Below are 18,321 nucleotides of genomic sequence, written 5' to 3'. Positions count from 1 at the left end.
GAGGGTGGCGCGCCAGGCGGGCCTGTTGGTTGAGCGCGTAGTGCGCGACGACACGAAGCGGGCATTTATCCGTGCACGCTTGCAGGAGAGCGTGGACACCGTAATCGCGAATGCCCGAGCCGTCGGAGTGACAGTCAGCCGGCGTCTCGTGCATCGGGAGCGGTCGAGAGCGCGTCGGGCGGGCCTGGTCGTGGGGGCGCTGACGAAACCGTCGCCGGCGGCTGCCCCCACGCACAAGGTTTACGTTCATGACATCGATGTGCCCGGAGGGATTCAAATCGTCGTTGTTGAACGCGTTCGGGGCGCGACGCCTATTGTCGAAGAGGTGCGGGTCATCGTGGATGAAGGAACAGACCCGACCTACGTAGTCCAGCTTCTTGCCGCTCTGAGGACAGGTGATGACGACGACTGGAGCGTGATCGAGGGAAAGGGGTGCGACCCGACGTACTGGATGCGGCTCTCTCGGTTGCTGCAGAACAAGCTCGGATGCTCCGCTACTGTCCAAACGGAGGGGGTTCTCGAATCGCTGACGGAATGCACTTCAGGATGGGTTCCGGCGAAGCACTTTGTTGCCCCAAGCCATCGGCGCAATGCCGACGGCGTAGCCGAACAAGTCGGGCGCGTTGAACGTGCTACCGAGGACCAGGCGGGCGAGCATACTCCGCTTGCTGAGCGACGCAGGAATGGACGAGAGCTGGCCGAACTCGATCGCCCAACAAAACCCCAAGGCGACCGCGGCCGCTCGCCATGGAGCAAGGCGCGGGGCGATGGCGACGACTAGGGTGTAGATCAGCGAGCCATAGAGCGCGACTCCGGCGTATTTGGCGAACGCTCCTCCCGTCCATTTGCGAACTGCGAGCCCGACGAGCAGCACGATGACGGCTGCCAGGATGGCGACCGCGCGCCTCGAGGCCCACGCCCATCGTAACGGCTCCACCGATTTCATCCTTCGCGGGGAGCTTTCAGTTTGCGAATCGCTTCCCCTGCGGCGACCATGAATTCAAGCCGGAGGGCCTCCTCCTCGGCGGCGGCGAGGATGGGATATTGGAGCGCGTCCACCGCCTCGTCGCCAGCGGCCAATCGAGCGGCAAGCGGCGTGAGCTCGCTGTCATCGCATTCGTCCCGTGCCCATTTCGAAACGGCTTCGAGCGCCACGCCACGTTCGCGCTCCCACGCGTCGAGTTCCCGCTCCAATTGGGCGCGCTCGTCGCGGTTACGGACCACGTAGGTGGGAAACGGTTCCGTCGAGCGCTTGTAGAGCCCTAGGCGCCCACCTTCGAGTTCAAGCCAACGGCGATCCATGTGCAGCACGCATCATGGCGAAACCGGGAAGGTCCGACAAGCCTGCGTTCAGGGAAACCGGCCCGCGGAAGATTGCGGGCCCCAGGCCTCACTTTGCAAAGTACGTTGTCGCGCGCTTTTGCCCTTTGGTCTTCAGCTTCTTCGCGGCGAGAAGATCCTTCAGGGGTCGCGGCAACTCCTTGGCCTCCAGACCGAGCTCGGCCCGAATCTGCTCGGCGCGCAGTCCTTCGGGATGGGCTTTGAGCACTTCGATGATCTTGTCGCCGACGGCGCCAATCTCCTCTTCGGAGCGGCGGTGCAGGCGCCCGCCACGGCCGCGGGGGGACTTCGGAGCTGCTGCAACCGCTCCGCCACGCGCGGGCCTACCCGCGGCTGCGCGCGTCTTGGCCGCTACCGGAGTCGAGCGGGAGCCGGTGCCACCCACAATCTCCTCGAGGGAGGCGCTGCGCATGGCGGCGAGCACGCCCTGCGCGAAGTCTTCTGCAAGTTTATTGATTTGATTTTTGAGGTCCATAAACGGCGAACCTATCGATATCCCGTCAAACGTCAAGGGATACATAGGAATCTTGCGCCTGGAGATGCACTTTTATGACTCGCTCTCTCGTAGTCGAGCACCGTTGGACTGCATCGGCCAGAGCAGCGTGGATGTTGTGAGGTCGCGACCACCGCGCACGCGGCGCCTGAGGGACCGGCTTTCTGCGACAAAACCACCACCCGAGGTGGAGGGGCGCGGCTAGCTTTTATATTGGATCTTTTGCCAGAATATCTGATTGTGTACGACACGACCGATGAATAGATCATACGTCGTCGGCCCGACGGACGGGTCATCCCACGAGATCAGCGCGTTGCCGTCCATATGGCTTGTGAGATTTGCGACAACGGGGACAAAGCCCAGAACCTGCTTTGGATCATACGTATCGCTGCTGGTTCGCTCGATGCAGATAAAGAGCTCCGTGGAGAGGCCGTCGTAGAAGACATTGGAGAACTCGATGTGCACCGTTCTGGTTGGCCCGTAGGTGCCCGGGTTGATGATACGGATGGTGCCGCCCATCGAAACGTCCACTTGCCTGGCGTTGCCCTCGATGATCTGGATGCGTCGATACGGTGGCTGCATGAATCGCACGATTCCTACCGTATTGATCTCCGTGGCATACAGCGCCCGAAGCTGGCAGCTGCCATCGCCCATCAGCACCGCGCCTTCGCGATAGGTTTGGGCGGCTTGATCGTAGCCGCCCCAGATAAGGGCGAGGTCGTTGGCCGTTGCACCAGGGGCAAAGAAGCGTGCGGCGCGAGACACTCGGGGGTCAGGAATGTCCAATCCCAGTTGGCTGCCATTGGTCAAAGGAGGAGGGGACATGAAGACTGTCCCGCGCAACTTTGCACGGTTGGGCGCGCCGGCGCGCCGTTCCTGCAGCTCGGGAGCGCCATCAAAGATCCCGAATCGCGTGCGCACCCATTTCGCAAGCGTCGCCGTGGTCCCTGCCGCAAAGGCGGGGGGAGAACCGTCGAGGCAGAGAAGTCCCACCTGCGTTTGGTTGATCGTCGAGCCATTGGCGCCGTCGACAATGAACGAATGGACACTCCCGTCCGGAAACGCGAGCTCGAGCAGGTCATAACCCACGGCGATTGCCGTCTGCAGAACCGATGCCGAGGAGTTCGGATCCAGAATATTGGCGGCGAAGAATGCCGGCGGGGCGATGGTCGCAAGTGCACCCGAGAGTGCGACCGGCGTCCCGCTCGGGAGGTATGTTCTGAAGGCTTGCTTCAGCGACGCTTGGTTGGCGGCACTCACAGTCGGATTGGCAATTTGCTTTTCACCCGAATAGAACGTCGCAAATGTTGGCCCCAAGTTCTCGAGGCTCTCCCAGTCAGCGATGGTGTAGCGTCGTGTACCGAGCGCAACAAATCCGGACGACAGACCGCCCACGCGGCCGCCGGCGGGTCCTTGGGTGGGCGCATTGCTGTCTTGCGGATCGGCGATCCACAGGCCCTCGATGCCGTATCCGACGCCCGAGGCGTATCCCGCGCGCGCGGAAACATCGGTTCGGCCGAATCCGGTCATTCCCGGTCCATTGCGCAGGTACCACCCACCCGAGCCCGCGACATTGGGATTTCCCGCGCCGGGAAACCCCGGATACTGGCGGCTCGCCGCCGTGGACGATCGCCGATACCGTTCGTCGAGGCCTGATGCGGCGAGGTCGAAGACAGTCGACGCCCACGGTGCGTTGTACGGCTGATTGTTGCCATGTAGGGCACGAAGGAGCTGCTCGACTTGGTCATCCACCTCGCTGGCGAGGCGAATGCGGATGCTCGTGAGTGCGTCGGCCGGCATGTTGGCCAGGCTCGTGCGCACGCCGTAGTAGATATGGTACGTCGTGCCGGTTGGAATGGGCGGCGTCACCGTCAATGTGACGTTCCCAGTCGAGAACCCGCTTCCCGCGGCGCCTCCCTCGATGGCGGTGACCGTGCACGCGTTTCCGGAGGCATTGTCCAGAATGTCGTTCTCGTTGGCATCGAGGAGGTGAAAAAGATCTTTGAACGCTGCACCGGCGAGACCAAGAAAGATCCCGGGCCCGACGAGAACGAGGGAGGCAAGTGGCGCTGTCGTGGGCCCCGCATCGGCCGTGCGGACAGGCATCGCGAGGTCCCGACGAAACAGGTCGTCCAAGTAATCCGTATTTTCCGCGAGCGCTCGACTGGGTCGGTTGGCATTTGCCGACGTTGCGTCGTCGGAAAATGCGACGAAATACGTACCGGCGTTCGGTCCTCCGATCTTGGCCCCGTCCGCAAATGCAGGCGTGCCGGAGGCGCCGTTGTTGATGTAGTCGTGACTCGAGGGCAAGCCGCCCGCGTAGCTGGGTCGTGTCAACCGGTGGAATGAGGAGGGCATTTCAGAACCGCACCGTCCAGGCGACCTCGAGCTCGAATGCCACCGTCTTGCTGATCGTGTCGAAGGTGTCGTACGCGACCATCGTATTGTTGTGCGTGTTCGGGCTGACCGCGCCGGTGAACAGCCCGATCTCCGAAATGGGGACGCTCAGGAAAGGCGGGTACGAGATGTCCACCTGTTGAAAGAGCCTGCGAAACGTAACCTGCGTGGCCGTGACGTGGTCCGCCGGCGCCTGCACCTGACCGAGCCAGACGTCGAGGGCCTGGCCGGGGTAGGGGTCGGCCGAGCCCGAGATCCGGACCGGGCGCTCCAATCGGACCACCGTGGGGTCCGTGTCCACTTGCCCGTTCGAGCCCGGATAGGCCGTCAGAATGGGCGGTGCGTTGGCGACGGCCGGTGACGTTTGTCGCGTCCCGCCGACGCCGAGCCCCATGTAGCGAATGCGATCGTCGCGCTCCGGCTTGAGCGGCGTGAACGACGCATAGGCGATCAATAGCGCGAGGTACTCGCGACCCAGATTGAGCCAAATGTTGTGGCCAGCCCGCCGAGCGATGACCTTGCCCCTTTCCCTGGCCGTTAGGACGAGGTTGCTCCGCACATCCAGCACGTCATGCGACATGCTTCGGACTCAACGTGCGGCGTGGCAGCTATGGAAGCCCACCGCTCTGACATGATTCGCTACATGGTCTTGTGAACCGAGTACGTGCCGGCCGGTATAGGCGTGTCAAAGGCCCAGGGCACGTTCGCTCCTTGGCTGGATTGAAGCGGCATGTCGAATTCGAAGATGCTGTCGTAGGCTGGGGGCGTAGGCTGTGGGAAGGTCACGCGCGCAATGCCAAGTATGTCGTAATCGGGGCACAGCATGCCCTTATCGAATGCCCATGTGATGGGAGCACTTGGCGTGGGGTAGGGACTCGGCGAGCCCAGAGCCAAAGGTCTTTGGTCGTACTCGGACTTCCACCCGCCACCCGCGGGGCGTGGCTGGTCAAACATGGTATCGGCCCACGCTGTCAGCTCGCACACGCCCATGTCGAGGAGGAGCCGGCCACGCGCCAAGACCGTGTCCAGTACCTCCACTTCGGCGTCGCTAACGGGGCGGAAGACGACGAAGAGCGGCTTGGTGTACGTCGGCTTTACGCGCAACACGAACGCGCGAACGAAGAGCAGAGAGGAAAGATTGAATGCCGCCGCATCGACCCGTACCAGGAACGTAAAGAACTTCTCGACCTCATGAAACGCGCCCTGCTGCACGTAACCGCGAAACCAAGAGGGGGCTTTCACATAGTCGAGGACCTCTACGCCTTCGACGAGCGGTGCCAGGCTTTCGACGACGTCGCCGCGGGCGTAGCGCGTATTCGTCCTTGGATTGAGGGCTACCGGCAGGGAGCGGGGAAACGAATAACTACGAACGATCTCGGTCGATGCGAGGTCGCGTACCAGAATCCGTCCCTGCGTGGCCGAGAAGTCCGTTCGAATTTCCTCGATCGTTCCGGCCTCCTCCGCAAATGGCAACCCGAGAAGGATTTGGACCCCGATCCGAAGGTTGTGGACGGTGGGCCCGTTTGCGTAGGCGTACCAAAGCCCGCGCACGCTCGATAGGTAATCGACCGTGGCGGGGAGCGTCGACAGATCATCGAGCGTGAAGCCGGCAGGGATACCGAAGTTGGCCTCGATGGTGGGGCGATTGTCGAAGTAGGTCGTCTCGGCCCAGAGGCGCCCTGGGGCGGCCCCGTGCTGCCACACATCCGGCGCAGGCGCCGTGCCGGTAACGAAGCGAAGGCAGGGCAACCCGCGCCGCTGCTCGAGGAAATAGTCGACGTTTCGCCGGAGAACTTCGCTGTCGTCGGACGGGCGGATGCGCTCCTGCAGGCACGGGACATCGACCACGAGCGGATCGCGAGGAAGGAGAGTTCGCCGAGATAGGCTGCGAAAGAACACGCCGAACGCGGGGGCTTGGGCGATGTACGTCCCGACCGCGCTTAGATCGACGGCCAGTCGGTTCGGGGATTGCGCGGACGCACCCAAAACCGGAAGCGAAAACGCGACCGATGTTCGATCTGTTGCGACAACATCCACGGTGGCCACATCGCCTGCCGTTACGAGCGCGGTCCAGAAATCAATCGTTGTGGAGGCGATCTGCCCTGCGATGGCCCAAGATGTCGGTGCCGGGATAGGTACCGTGTCCAAGAGCGTGACGCGCTGAAAGGGCCATGGATCGGAAGGATCGTCGACCACGCGCGCAATCCGATAGGCCACGTCTCCCAGCGTCAGAAAGTCCCCCTCCGCGATGCCGAGGCCTTCGAGGCTTTGGTCGACGCGATACGAGCGTGCGTTGATCGCGCCGCCTTGCCCTGCGGGCAGGTTGTTGCCCGCCCCTATGCTAAAAAAAGGAGCCGTGCTCGATGCCGCCACTCGGATTGAATAAGGCGCGTCGATGCGCAGTCGTACGACATTGCTCGAGCGGCGAACGAGGTTTCGGACGCTGAGGCGACCATCGACGTGTGCGAGCGCAGCCTGGATTTGAGCGGCCAGCGCGTGCGGGCTGATGGCGCTTGTGGCTTGAATAGGAACGATGAATGGGACGGTGCTCTGCCCAAGCAGGAGATCGAGGTGCGTCCCCTCGGCGCCGAGGATGCCCGTTGAAGGGCAGTCGAGCGACTGAAGACCGCTCCATACAGGACGAAACGCAGTAAGCTCCGGCAGGGCTTCGTGCAGTTCAAGCTCGTAGTGAAGCCATCGCCGCTGGGTCGTTCTCTGAATATCCCGTAGGGACTTGCTGTATTCGAGTTGCCAAAGATTCAGGAGTTCGGCAGCGGCGGCCTGCGCGAGGCCCGTCCAATACGTTTCGATCCTCTCCGTCCCTTCCACAAGCGACCAAAAGTCCGAGAGCGCGTTCCACAGGAATCGCACGTCGGGGATGAGGCCGCGGGGGAAAGGGGATTCCGTGACGTTAAGGACCGTGACGGCCGGTGCGGAGTACGCCCCGCCGTCGAATACGGATAGGTCGAATTTGTAGAGCCCTGGAGCATCCGGATAGAAGGTCGGCGCGGCCGTCGTGGGGGCTGCGACCCCGCGTTGGCGGAGTATCTTGAACGTGCTGGGGCGTGCAAGGTTGTCGGGAATGACGTTTCCGTTCACACGTAGAAAGAAGCCGCCGCCATCCGTGCCGGCGTCGCGTATTGCATAGGGGACGCCACCCAGGAGAAGAACGTCACCGGTGGCGATCGGATCCACCGTATGGCTCTCGCCGACGGTGCTCGAGTAAAGGCGATCCGTGAAGCCCGAGGGAGAAATGGCCGGTACGCCATCGGTCCCCTGAATGACGTACTGGCTCGTGGGCGGCGCGTCGATGAGTCGCCACGCGTAGAGTAAGGGAACGCCTTCGGGATCGAAGCTGCCGGTGCCGTCGAGTTGGGCGATGGTGCACGTGCGAACCGCTTGATCCGGCCCGGCGTCGGCCCGCGGCGGGAGGTTGGGGATGACCAACCCGTGGCCAAGTCCGAGCTCGTGGAGGATGAGCGTGACGGGCGTCGACGCGGAGCCGCGCACGCTCAACATGGTTTGGTTCGGTGGCAGGCTGGCCATCGCGGCAGCCGAAAGAGCCGGCAGCACGTAACGGAGACGGTGCCCGAAGGTCCCGACTTCCACGTTCCTTGTGACGTAAATGTACGCCGTGCTCGTGGCTTCATCGACCGCGAGTCGGAAGGTGACCACGTCGCCCTCGTCGAAGAGCGCATCGCTTCCGGCGAGAGGCTGCAAGGGACCGTCGAGGACGAGATCGCCGGAGGAGGCGACATGGCAGGAGCCCGAGTAGGCCATGCCCGCCTTCGACAGAAATAAGCCGAGAACCGGACCTGTTGCATCGAAGATGCCGACAAAGGCATGCGTTCTGGCGACGGTCGCGAAACCTGCGGGAAGGGAGGTCAGAGTCGCCGTGCACTCCAGCGTTACCGAGGATGGGACGGGGACATGGACGTAGATTTGGGCCGCGGAGTCGGCGAGCGGGCCGCCGCTGCCGACGACGATATCGAGCGTCGCAGGCTCGACTGTGATTTGTGCGCCTTGCTCGACCGCCTCCACCTCAGGATGAGCGAGCAGGTCGGCCATGGGGCGTTGCGTCCCGAAGCTGTAGATGTCGAACGGGGGGGCGGTCGGGAGGCCGCTCGAGTCCGAATCGGTGGGGGGCGGCAGGCGAGGCTCGTTCGGCATCTTCGTTTCCTCGAGGGAGTGGGCTTTACCCGTCGCGCATGGTCTTCGTCGAAATCGATCCCGAGCTCGCGCGCCAGGCTATCGAGGGATACGAAAACGAGCTCGCGCCGGAAAAGAAGGGACTCGATGCATTTTATCGCCAGTTTCGCTGCAAACGATGCGGTAGCTCGTGTCGCAAGGAGATGAGCACGCGGCACGTTTTCAGCGCACCTGATGTGCTCGTCCCCCGCTCCCTCCTTCGCTGCGAAGCGTGTGGGATTCTTTTCGACCCACACTCCGGACTCGTGGTCGGCGGCATCAGTGCCGCTGAGTGAGCGACCTTACGGTACCGCCATGCAGTGCACGTCCGCCTGGATCGTCTGATTCTGAGTGCCATTTGCCTGGCAGACGTAGCCCGCGCGCTGGCCCGCGTCGGTGTTGTTGATAGGGCCCGTGGCGTAGACGGCTGGCGGGCCAATGTTCGGAGCCCCCGTGCAACCGCCGATGACCACCACGTCTTTCACATTGTCGCAGTAGGCGATGGCTTGGCCGGTTCCCAACGGACCGCCGAGTGCCACAACCGCACTTGTCCGGACGTACAGATTCGACTTGGTGACGGTCCGTCCCGCGGGGCCTGCTGCCCCGGGCGGGCCCGCAGGTCCTGGCGGGCCCTCGGTTCCGGGTTCACCTCTCGGTCCCTGTGGACCGGGACTCCCCGGCGCCCCCGCGGGGCCGACGGAGCCCGAAGGGCCTTGGGGCCCTGCGGGGCCGGCGACATTGCTTGCGGGACCCGGCGGACCAGCAGCGCCGGTTGGGCCGCCGGGGCCCGGCAACCCCTCTCTACCTGGGCTGCCCGCGGGCCCCTCGCTGCCGCAGGCCAACGCCATCGCACTGACCAGAACGAAGAAATATCTCATATTGGATCCCCTTTCACGCCCCTTATTCCGCGCCGTGCACGGAGAACGTCGGCCACGGGACCCAGTTGTTGTGTGCCCTTTGTGCCAAGACGCGCGTCGTCGGCGAACGGTTGGGACGCCTACGAAAGGCGACGCGCGATATTCAGGACGTCGGGAACGAATGCCGCGAGGTGGCCGGTGTTGAGGCGATCTCGCGAACGTTCCACCGAAATCGTCCGGTCGAAGTTGTGGATGACCGCGATCAAATCCAACGGGTTGGTTACCGACGATGCTCCGCGCCCAAGGACGATCTTCTCCAGAGCGCTCACCGTGAGCGCATCGTTCGGGTAGAGCTTTTGGATGTAGTCTCGAATGTCCGCGGTGACGATGCTCGCTTGCGAGCCTCCCACGTAGGAAAGATCGAGCCTAACAAAATACGGCACGAGGTGGCGCACGAGCGTGCTTTCGTTCACCACGCGCTCGGTCTCGGCGATTGCGAATGTTTGAACGTTGCTCGTGAGGGCTGAGCGCTCGTAGTGGATCTGCGCGTTTTGCCCCGAGAGCTCCGTGGCATTTTCGGGATCGTCCGAGACTCCAATCTCAAGGATGGATCGAGAAAGATGCAGGCGGGGCTGCTCGAGCTCTGAGAAGGAAAGGTTCGGATCGGCCGTGCTTAGGGAATAGCCATCGGCGTTGTATCCAGAAGCCGTCATCGGTAGATCGGCTTCGATGTTGTATCGATCTCCGCTGCCTTCCGAGATGAGGTCGATATCGAAGTAGTAGAGACCAGCCGTTCCACGTTGTGTGCTCATCTCGGTGGCGCAGATGCGTTGCAGCCCACGCCGCAGAACTCGAAATTGTCCGCGTGTGACGTCGCTCGGCAAGCGAAAGGAAGCGTCCACCGTGAGCTGCGACGGGGCAACGGCCACGATGGTGTACGTCCCCTGATGAGGGGAGCTGTCATTTACGTCTACCGTGGTGGGCAGTCCGAGGAGCGCGTTGGCCGAGCCGGACGCGCGAATCACGATCTCCGCATCCGCTTCGAACTCCAATTGCCCGCTGGCATTGATGCGGCAGATGGCTTGTCCCACGATTCGGTTGATCTGATCGGCCACCCCCTGTCTGGTCACAGCGTTGGACGGAATGGTTACTTCGTCGTGAACAAAAATGACGCTCTTGTCGAGGCCACCGTTGATGCTCAAAACGATGGATCGCGTGTGGAGATCGGGGACAGGGTCCGGGAGTGCGCGGGCTGCGATGATGGGGATATAATCGAGCACGAGCCAGTCGCCGGGCTCGATGCCCTTGCGGACGAAGTCGAGCGTTCCCGTCGTGAGCGTGCTGCCGCCCGCCTTGGTGCTGCCATCTTTTGGCTTGGTTCCGGAGGGCAATGCCGGGATCCGTTGGTACGTGCGAGTCGGGTCAGGGTGAAAGTCGAGCGTCCCGCCGTCCGGCCCGTGAACACGAAAGATGGCGTTTGCAGGAAACTCGATGGATGTCGGTTCCAAGAAATAGAGTCGTGCGGAACCGATGGATCGCGAGCCGATCTGCACGCGCCGGCCAGCCTCGGGAGCAAAGTCGTAAATGCCGCGGAGGCCACCGCCCGCGGTCAGCCGAAGCTCTCCGTAGAACCCTATCTGGAGGCCATCGAGGACCTGCGCCACGTCGGCCGTGGTATCGAGCGGTGGATGCAGGGTGGTCAGCGAAGCGAGCTCGGAGCGGATATCCGACGCGGTGTAAGATGAGTCGGGCCCGAAGATGATACCGAGCGCAGTTCCGCCGTCGACCACGAGGCCGGGGACGACCGGAACAAGACCGAGCCGCTCGCCATTGATGACAGTGGCGAGTCCCGCGACGCCTGTGGCGAGAGTACTCGCCTGGTTGATCTGGTCCACCAACGTACGAAGAGCGATGGGGTTCTGCCCCGAGAAGGTGACGTTGACCGCAGAAGGCCCTGCCCAACGAATGCTCAAGGAAAGCCCAGCGACATCCAAGGCGCCGCTGGGAAATGCAGGGCTGACAATGCCGAGGCGCCCGTCGGCGACATCGGCTTTGATTCCGTGCGCCAGATTGGCAAAGCCTCGACTTCGAATGTCCACAGGAGCCGCAAAGGGCACGTTCGTCCCGATGGGTTGGGAGGACGAATCAAGGAGCTCGATGCTTGCGATGCGTACAAACGGCATTTTGAGACCGCCGTCTGCATTTGGGCGAAATACGGCGTATTGAAGGTTCGATACAGTGGCTGAAAGCGGTCGATCGACGCGAACTTGGCGAAAAAGAGGTGTGAGCACTCCCGTCACGTTGTAGTCGCCCCGCACGGCGCCGTCGTAGATCCTCACGACATCGCCAGGTGCCACGCCGTAGGCAGAGAAGTCGACGCCGCCGGCGGTATCGAGGGTGTCTTGCCCTTGAACGCTCACCAAGTCGGACCCGGTGACTTTGGTCTCCTTCGGTTCCCGAAGGTCGATGTCAATCTCGTCCAGAAGGCGCCATCGAAACGCGCCAGGTGCGGTGGTAATGGCCGGTGTGATGGCAAGGACGGGCGACTGGCCCGAAAGCTGGATGACCGCCGTGATCCGGAACGAGCCCGCCGACGGCGGATCCATGACCTGAAGGGAAAGGGTCGTGCCAGCTGCCAAAATTCGGTATGTCGCATCGTCCGGGGCATAGGTGCTGCCGAGAACGAGATCTCCAAGCACAACGTGTCCCGCGTCGGCGACACGTAGGCGGCGGCCCGACAAGGCTGGCGTGTCGTCGACTACGTCCGTGAGGACGAGCGTTGCCGTGTCGAACGTGGCACCGCGGACTAGGATGTCCGTCGCGCCGCCGATGTGCACTTGGTTCGGAACGGACACGGTGCCGTCCTCGCTGTCCGGAAACAAGATTCCACCCGGCATGCCCGAGAGCCGGAGCTCTTGTTTGCGGAGGCTCCAGCACCGCTCCGCCGCCCCTACGCGGAGCACCTGCTCGTTCAGATCGAGCGTGCTGGGATCGACGACACGTTGGACGGTCAGGTCGCGCACCGCAGGGAGTGAGAGCGGGGGGAACGCATCGAACACGGTCAGGGTGAAGCCGCTCAGGACCGTGCCCGTGGGCCCGAGCAGTGCGGTGAAGTCGGGCGGGTCCAGTACACGGATGCGTCGCGAAAGGGGGTGATTCTCGCCGTCGGCAATGACGGCAAGGCGAAGGCCTCCGGCCAGCATCGGCCCAAGGCCGCCTCCCGTCAGCACGTCGCGCTGCATCTCCGCATCCCCGAACCCCACGACGGCGAGGCGGCTTACCTCGGCGAACGCGTTCCGGACTTTTGCAAGGATCCCTCGCTCGGTGACCAGACTCCTTTCCGAGAGCTGGCGATCCATGCGCGCGATGAAGTCTGTTGGGGTTTCGGCGGGCACGCCGAAATGGAATCTCGCCTTGTTCGTGACGCGCACTGCGGAAGCGAGATTCGCGACAGATATGAGCGAATCGGGCTCGATGTTTGAATCGGCGCCGGGCGTCTGGGCGATGACGTTGACGTCGAAGTAGTAGAGGGATTCCTCCACATTGAAGAGCATCTCCTCGGCGGAGAGCGACTGGACCTCCGTCGGAAGGAACTGCAAGTCGCTCTTCGACGAAAAAAAGTTCGCTGGCGACAGGGAGGCATGCTGCGGCTGCAGGAAGTAGACGCGCGCTACGCCGCGCGCGAACTCGCCACGGTTGAGCGTGGCGAAGAGGTTGGCGCCGAGGGCGTCCGCTTCATCGGCTGTGAGAACCGCAGGATCTCGAAACGAGAGGTTGTTTCGAATTCGAATATTCTCGCGGATCACGGGGTCCCAGAGGACGAGCGCGGCCTTGATCAAAAGGTCGGTGAGCGCGTCGCCTTCGCGTGTGGCGGCGTCCGGGAACTCCTGATTGATCTTGTCCCGCAGGAACGTTCCCAGATCGACGGTGTAGGGATCGGGGCCCAGTCGCCGCAGAAGCGCCTGCACCACCTGCACGTCCGCAGGAGAGCCGGGCGTGAGGTCCATGTTCGGGTCGAGCTCGGCCAACCGTTCGAGGAGGAAGGTTTCGAGATCGGCGAGGGACATCGCGACTTACACCGTCAAATTGGCGAGGGCCGCCCGCCCGGCTTGGGAGAGGAGCTCGATGGAGACGACGAGGGCCCCCTCGGCCTTGTTGAAGGCTGCGGAAACAACCCGAGCCGACAGCAGCCTTTCATCCCGCGAAAGGGAACGGTTGCCAGCCTGAATGGCGAGGATCTGCCGCTGAACGTTGCTCACGGCGATGATGAAGTCGGAAATGATGGCGCCCCCCTCGTCGCGCCCGAAGGTAAGCCCAAGGCGCTTGAGCACCCCGCCACCCAGCGCGGGCGCGAAGATGTCTCGACCGGGCGTGGTGCAGAGCAACTTGACGAAGATCTGCACGAGTCGAAGAATGCCCGTCGTCTTGCTCGCGGTCGTTCCAAGGCGAAAACGAAGAAGGCTTCTGTCGGTCGTCGTGAGCGCAGCGCTCAGTACGGTCACGGACGTGAGCGTGTCGTAGCGAAGGAGCTCGGGGACCTGCGCGATCAGCCGATTCGGACTCAACACGACGACATCGGGCGAGGCGACGCCGTTGATTCGAACCTCGTCAACGGCGCGAAAGTCCTTCCCGACCACTTCGATGCTTCGAGGGATGATCCCCGCGACCGGACGCACCGAGGAGAGGTCCACCACTTCCTGAGGGAATACGACCTGGAGATCTATGGCCATGGCATGTGCGCGGCCCCACGCCGCGTGGCCAGCCGCTTCGGGATATCGCTTACCGCGCCTGCTACGAGAAAAGGATCGTCCGGCGGCGGCGTGGGCCGGCGACCGGCGACGAAAGCGCCGCGCCTTATGCTGCGGGTGCGCGAGCCTTGAGGTCGCCGAGTAGGACGGCACGAGAATAATCGGGTTCATAGGTCACGATGACCGGCAGTTCGGCGCACCATTCGTCGAGCGTCTGCTGCAGGCGGCTTATCGCGTCGGGCGAAAGCCCGCCCGTGGCTCCTTCGTGGTGGGCCTCGAGCGCACGGCCGACGACCTGTTGGGCGTCGAGGCGGAACGTGATCGTCTCGCACGCCCACGCGTAGGGTGGAGCGTCCACGTTTGCCGCCGCGAAGCGTGCGTGAAGATCCGCCAGGCAAGCGAAGTACCCCTGATTGTCCCCTCCGAGCTCCGGGCAATACAGGGGGCCTTCGTAGCCCTCGTGCGAAACCTTCTTGGCGCGCAAGAACCGTTCCTTCTCCGTCACGGCGAGGGCTTTTGCCCGGCAGCCGGGGCACGGCGAAGTCGCCGCCCGCGCGCCACACGCGCAGACCTGTGCGCAATGCTCCGAGGCGTGACGTGCCGCCAGCTCCAGTGCGTCCGTTCGGTCTCGGAAGCTTCTTGGCGAAAAGACCGCGCCGCACGTTGGGCAGGCATAGCCCGCCGGCGTATCTTCGTGACCGCGAATTAGAACTTCGAACGGTTTGGGCACAAGCTCGTCGTAATTCATGGAGCTCCAGAACGCCGATGCGGGACCGGTGAGATTGCCTCGGAAATGAAGGGTTAGGAGTCGCTGGGAGCGTCCGACGGCGCGCCGGTGGACGGCAAGCCATCGGAAGGAAGCGCCTTGATCGCCTTCACCGCGGCTTCGACATTGGCGACAATCTTATCGACGCCGTGCAACGCGTTGGGGCGCGAGGTCGTGTCCGGGCCGTCGATGCGTTGCGTTTGCGCGTACATGGCATCCTCGAGCGTGTACGCGGCGAACGATTGGGTAGCCTGCTGCCCCGCCAGGGCTGCGCTCGCTTTGGCAAGATATCCGAGGATCACGACATTCTGATCCTGTTGATCCGCTTGAAGTGACATCCGAACCTCTCAGGCGTATCGACGGGCAACCAAAGACGGGCGGTGATGTGCTCGACGTGGATGTTCTATCCATGTCCGGTCGCCTCTGCAACTGGAAGACTGTACACACGCTGCTGTGCGTGGCTTCGACAAGCTCATCGCGCGACAGGGACACTCGTTCCCAACTTAGACGGAACATCGAGAACGACATAGACGCCTGGATGAGTAGTCAGCGAACTCGGCATCAGTTTCACTCCCGTGTCCGGTTCCTTCGACGAGTCGTCGTATCCTTCCGGCACATCACGTAGTGCGGCCGGATTTGGGTGGGTCCGTATCTGGTTCGTCGGAAGGGGGCCACTCCGGTGGAGCGCCATGGGCGCGAAGTGCCTGCCACTCGCGGCGACGCCCTTCCAGGTTCCTCCAGACGAAACCGAAAAATGACCAGAGGAATTCGTCCTCCGTGGCGAACACGATGTTCCGCTCGCGGGTGAAGGCGTCAAAGTCGTCGGACATGACCACCATCAAGTCCGCGATGATGCTGCGTTTCCGGGCGAGGGAGATGCTCCCCAATCGCTTGGCGCGGCCAGCGCTTTCGGGCGCACTCCGGTTGGATACTCGCGGACGATTCTTCTTTGGAGATGATGGGCGACTCATAATCCGCCCCCCCTTGCCGCACTGGAGAGTGGTGATCGTGCATTGAGCCATCTGCCCCAGACCCATCTGGGACGCAGCTGCCATTTGGCACCACGGTAGAGCATCGAAACATCCAAAGACATGCCGCTAGGCGTGCCTCCCTCGAGAACCATCTCCGTGGCCGCCAGCACGAAGCGCAGCTCCCGATGATGACACTTGCTCACAGTTGAAGCGACGACGTCAAATTCTATTTTCGATTCCTTTCAAATTGGCGGCCTATTTTGAAATAGCCCGCCAAGAAATGAATGATGCCCAGGCAGCGTATCGGCCCAAGGCGAAGAGCAGTTGCTAAAAAAAAAGGCGCCGCCCGGGCGGCGCCTCATTGCTATTGCACGTTCTGCGCAGCGGTCCGACCAAGCCACTGGCCGCGGGGGAAGTAGGAGCTGTGGGAAAGGAGGACCGGCAGAAGGCTCGTCGCTCCTCGCGCGCGACGGGCCTCTTTGCGCTTCGAGCGCGCATTGAACCCACCGCGTCCCTCCTTCCATCGGGCATGGAGGCCCTCCGGGTCGGCGTAGAGAACGAGGTCACGGTAGAGCTCTCGCCAGACTTGGAGGACCCCCTTAAGCGCATCCCTCGAGATCACGATATCGATGCATCGTTGATCGTAGAATCGGACGAACTTGCTCGGGCTTCTCAGCAATGCCGAAATTCGAGTCGGCTCGAAGTATGCCCGCTCTCCGTGCCATCGAACCCCACGTCCAAAGGTTTCTACCGCTGATTGCGCGAGGACGGCGTCTCGAGCTCCTTTGTCTCGCTCTGCGCGCCACGCCGCGCGGCGCGCGCTTGGCCATAGACTCCTTGCCACGTAGTCGTCGCATTCACCTGTGTAGCGCCGGAGGATGTCGGGCGCCATCTTGAGCAGAGGTGCCAAGGCATCCGCCCGCTTGGCTACGAACTCGCCCACGTTCGAACCCCCAATCTCGCCGTGCCGGAGCACGTGCAGCAACGCGCGGATCGCTGTCGGCGTGCCTCGCGGAACGGCGAACTCGTTGATGCGGGCGAAGAGCAAGGCCCGTTGGAGTCGTGTTGCCAGACGTTGGGCGATCTGTTCGTCGGGCACTTGCTGGTAACCGAGGATGTCCGCGGTCGAGAGCCCAAGGGCGAAGGCGAAGAAGCTCGCGTGCTTGGCGAGCAGCGCCCCGATGGCGGTGGCTTCGGGCTGCGCATTCCCGAGAGCTTCGTCGAGTTCTCGTAGCAGGGCAGGCATCGGTCGACGCCGGCGACGCTGCCTCATCTCGACGTCGTCCGCTTCTGAAGCTGCCTGTTGTTGCATCAAGGAACCTCCTTGAGGCGCGACGAAGGGGGCGCCTCAAGGTCCTTGTTCCGCGCGCGCGTATCGCTTTTCCAATCGCTTGGCGGCGGGGTGCTCAGTTTTTGAGCACTGCTCAATTCTTGAGCGCGCGCTTTTCGAACACTGCCCAATTCTTGGGCGCACGCTTTTCGAACGTCGTTCGATTTTCGAGCGTTCGCTTTTCGGGCACTGCGTCAGGTTGCGAGCGAACGTCCTTCGACGTGCCGCAGGGGATCTCCTGTGGGAACGTCGGCATCGCCGTCGCGCTTGTTCGCTCCGCGCATCGTTGGACCACGTTGGCCTCGTCGACACGCGGGCCGCTGCCGGCTCAAGTCACCGCGGACGTGGTCATCGGCATCGTGCGCGGTCCGTTCGATAGGCTTGCACGCGCTATGTTGTCTGTAACACAACGAAGAGCCATATTGTTGAAGAGCTCGATATGACGCGACTCTTCCGTCAATCTGAAGAGCTCCCTTATTTCTTGCCCGGCTTCTGACTCGGCGGAACGGTCGGCTCCGTCGCAGAGGGTTCCCTGCTGAGTTCGGTGAGGCGCGCGACCACGTCGTGTCGACCTGCCGCCATCGCCATCTCGAGTGCCTTCGCCAACGCGTCCTCGACGGGGTCGAACGTTGGTCCAACTGGACCAACAACTGGTCCAGTACCCCCAAAATCTCGGCTTTTCTCCGGGCTTTTTTTTGTCGTCGTTGGGGCCACGGTCCTCAGATTTGCCGAGAAATTCCTCGATATTCTGCTTCGGGTTAGGTTCAAATCCTACCCGCGCAACCGAGAAACTGTGTATCGCCCTCCTAGGTTCGCTGCGGAGGGCGGTTTGCATTTCTGCGCATCCCCAAGCAAAGGGGGCGCGCTTGTGGGACGAGAAGCAATTGGCGCGCGGTGGAGCAGCCTGGTAGCTCGTCGGGCTCATAACCCGAAGGTCGTAGGTTCAAATCCTACCCGCGCAACTATACAAACCCCGGCAAAACCGGGGTTTTCTCACTTAACTGGTCTTTATTCGCCTCTCGGGTAGGTGTCTCTTCGTGCCCATCTGACCGCGGGCAAAGTCCCTCAGTGTGACCTCGAGTCAGAGGCCGTACTAGGCGCCCGATGGCCACGTTGTTGCCGATGGTCGTTACGCCTGCCGGGGACGTCGACGGAGCCCCTCTGTCGCGGAAGCGTCGACGGCGCTGCGCATGAGAAGCGTCGCCGCCCTCGTCTCTCCGATGTCGCCGA

The 18,321-nt window shown here is 62.8% G+C and carries 14 protein-coding genes and 1 tRNA gene; 2 read left to right on the top strand and 13 right to left on the bottom strand.

The features are described 5' to 3' along the window. Positions 1–541: 541 nt before the first annotated feature. The 6 genes from LVJ94_34590 to LVJ94_34565 all read right to left on the bottom strand — a co-directional run bounded on the left by LVJ94_34590 (position 542) and on the right by LVJ94_34565 (position 8,401). Positions 542–937, bottom strand: coding sequence for a DUF2809 domain-containing protein (locus tag LVJ94_34590; GenBank protein ID WXB02028.1), 396 nt, complete (start codon positions 935–937; stop codon positions 542–544). A gap of 5 nt (positions 938–942) precedes the next feature. Further along, a complete protein-coding gene (locus LVJ94_34585) occupies positions 943–1,302 on the bottom strand; it encodes a hypothetical protein (GenBank protein ID WXB02027.1) in 360 nt (119 codons plus the stop codon). 88 nt (positions 1,303–1,390) lie between these two features. Beyond that, positions 1,391–1,816, bottom strand: a complete 426-nt coding sequence (locus tag LVJ94_34580) for a hypothetical protein (GenBank protein ID WXB02026.1) — start codon at positions 1,814–1,816, stop codon at positions 1,391–1,393. A 219-nt stretch (positions 1,817–2,035) separates the two neighbouring features. Further along, a complete protein-coding gene (locus LVJ94_34575) occupies positions 2,036–3,709 on the bottom strand; it encodes a hypothetical protein (protein ID WXB02025.1) in 1,674 nt (557 codons plus the stop codon). A 484-nt stretch (positions 3,710–4,193) separates the two neighbouring features. Beyond that, entirely contained in the window at positions 4,194–4,811 is a 618-nt protein-coding gene (locus tag LVJ94_34570) for a hypothetical protein (protein WXB02024.1), read from the bottom strand. 59 nt (positions 4,812–4,870) lie between these two features. Then, complete coding sequence (locus LVJ94_34565) at positions 4,871–8,401, bottom strand: hypothetical protein (GenBank protein ID WXB02023.1); 3,531 nt, start codon at positions 8,399–8,401, stop codon at positions 4,871–4,873. A 38-nt stretch (positions 8,402–8,439) separates the two neighbouring features. Here LVJ94_34565 and LVJ94_34560 point away from each other — a divergent pair, with 38 nt between their 5' ends. Continuing rightward, positions 8,440–8,715 carry a hypothetical protein gene (locus LVJ94_34560; protein WXB02022.1) on the top strand — a complete coding sequence of 92 codons (276 nt, stop codon included), beginning with the start codon at positions 8,440–8,442 and terminating at the stop codon, positions 8,713–8,715. 6 nt (positions 8,716–8,721) lie between these two features. Here the strand turns inward: LVJ94_34560 and LVJ94_34555 are convergent, their stop codons facing one another. The 7 genes from LVJ94_34555 to LVJ94_34525 form a co-directional block, all read right to left on the bottom strand. Beyond that, the gene (locus LVJ94_34555) at positions 8,722–9,297 is read right to left on the bottom strand and encodes a hypothetical protein (protein WXB02021.1); all 576 of its coding nucleotides are present in this window, start codon (positions 9,295–9,297) and stop codon (positions 8,722–8,724) included. A 119-nt stretch (positions 9,298–9,416) separates the two neighbouring features. After that, positions 9,417–13,343 carry a hypothetical protein gene (locus LVJ94_34550; protein ID WXB02020.1) on the bottom strand — a complete coding sequence of 1,309 codons (3,927 nt, stop codon included), beginning with the start codon at positions 13,341–13,343 and terminating at the stop codon, positions 9,417–9,419. Between the two features lie 6 nt (positions 13,344–13,349). After that, positions 13,350–14,006: a hypothetical protein gene (locus LVJ94_34545; protein ID WXB02019.1), complete on the bottom strand. Its 657-nt coding sequence runs from the start codon at positions 14,004–14,006 to the stop codon at positions 13,350–13,352. 124 nt (positions 14,007–14,130) lie between these two features. Next, the gene (locus LVJ94_34540) at positions 14,131–14,529 is read right to left on the bottom strand and encodes a hypothetical protein (GenBank protein WXB02018.1); all 399 of its coding nucleotides are present in this window, start codon (positions 14,527–14,529) and stop codon (positions 14,131–14,133) included. A 296-nt stretch (positions 14,530–14,825) separates the two neighbouring features. After that, on the bottom strand, positions 14,826–15,128 hold the full coding sequence (locus tag LVJ94_34535; GenBank protein ID WXB02017.1) for a hypothetical protein: 303 nt from the start codon (positions 15,126–15,128) through the stop codon (positions 14,826–14,828). 279 nt (positions 15,129–15,407) lie between these two features. Next, positions 15,408–15,620 (bottom strand): hypothetical protein, encoded by a 213-nt coding sequence (locus LVJ94_34530; protein ID WXB02016.1) that lies wholly within the window; start codon positions 15,618–15,620, stop codon positions 15,408–15,410. Between the two features lie 505 nt (positions 15,621–16,125). After that, positions 16,126–17,007, bottom strand: a complete 882-nt coding sequence (locus LVJ94_34525; GenBank protein WXB02015.1) for a hypothetical protein — start codon at positions 17,005–17,007, stop codon at positions 16,126–16,128. Positions 17,008–17,979: 972 nt separating this feature from the next. Between LVJ94_34525 and LVJ94_34520 the strand changes: the two genes are divergently transcribed. Further along, positions 17,980–18,053 (top strand) — tRNA-Met (locus LVJ94_34520). Positions 18,054–18,321: the final 268 nt, after the last annotated feature.

Source organism: Sorangiineae bacterium MSr11367 (genome assembly GCA_037157805.1).
In the GTDB taxonomy this organism is placed as follows: domain Bacteria; phylum Myxococcota_A; class Polyangia; order Polyangiales; family Polyangiaceae; genus Pendulispora; species Pendulispora rubella.
The sequence above is the reverse complement of the archived record's forward strand: the minus strand, read 5'-3'. Positions and strand labels throughout refer to the sequence as shown.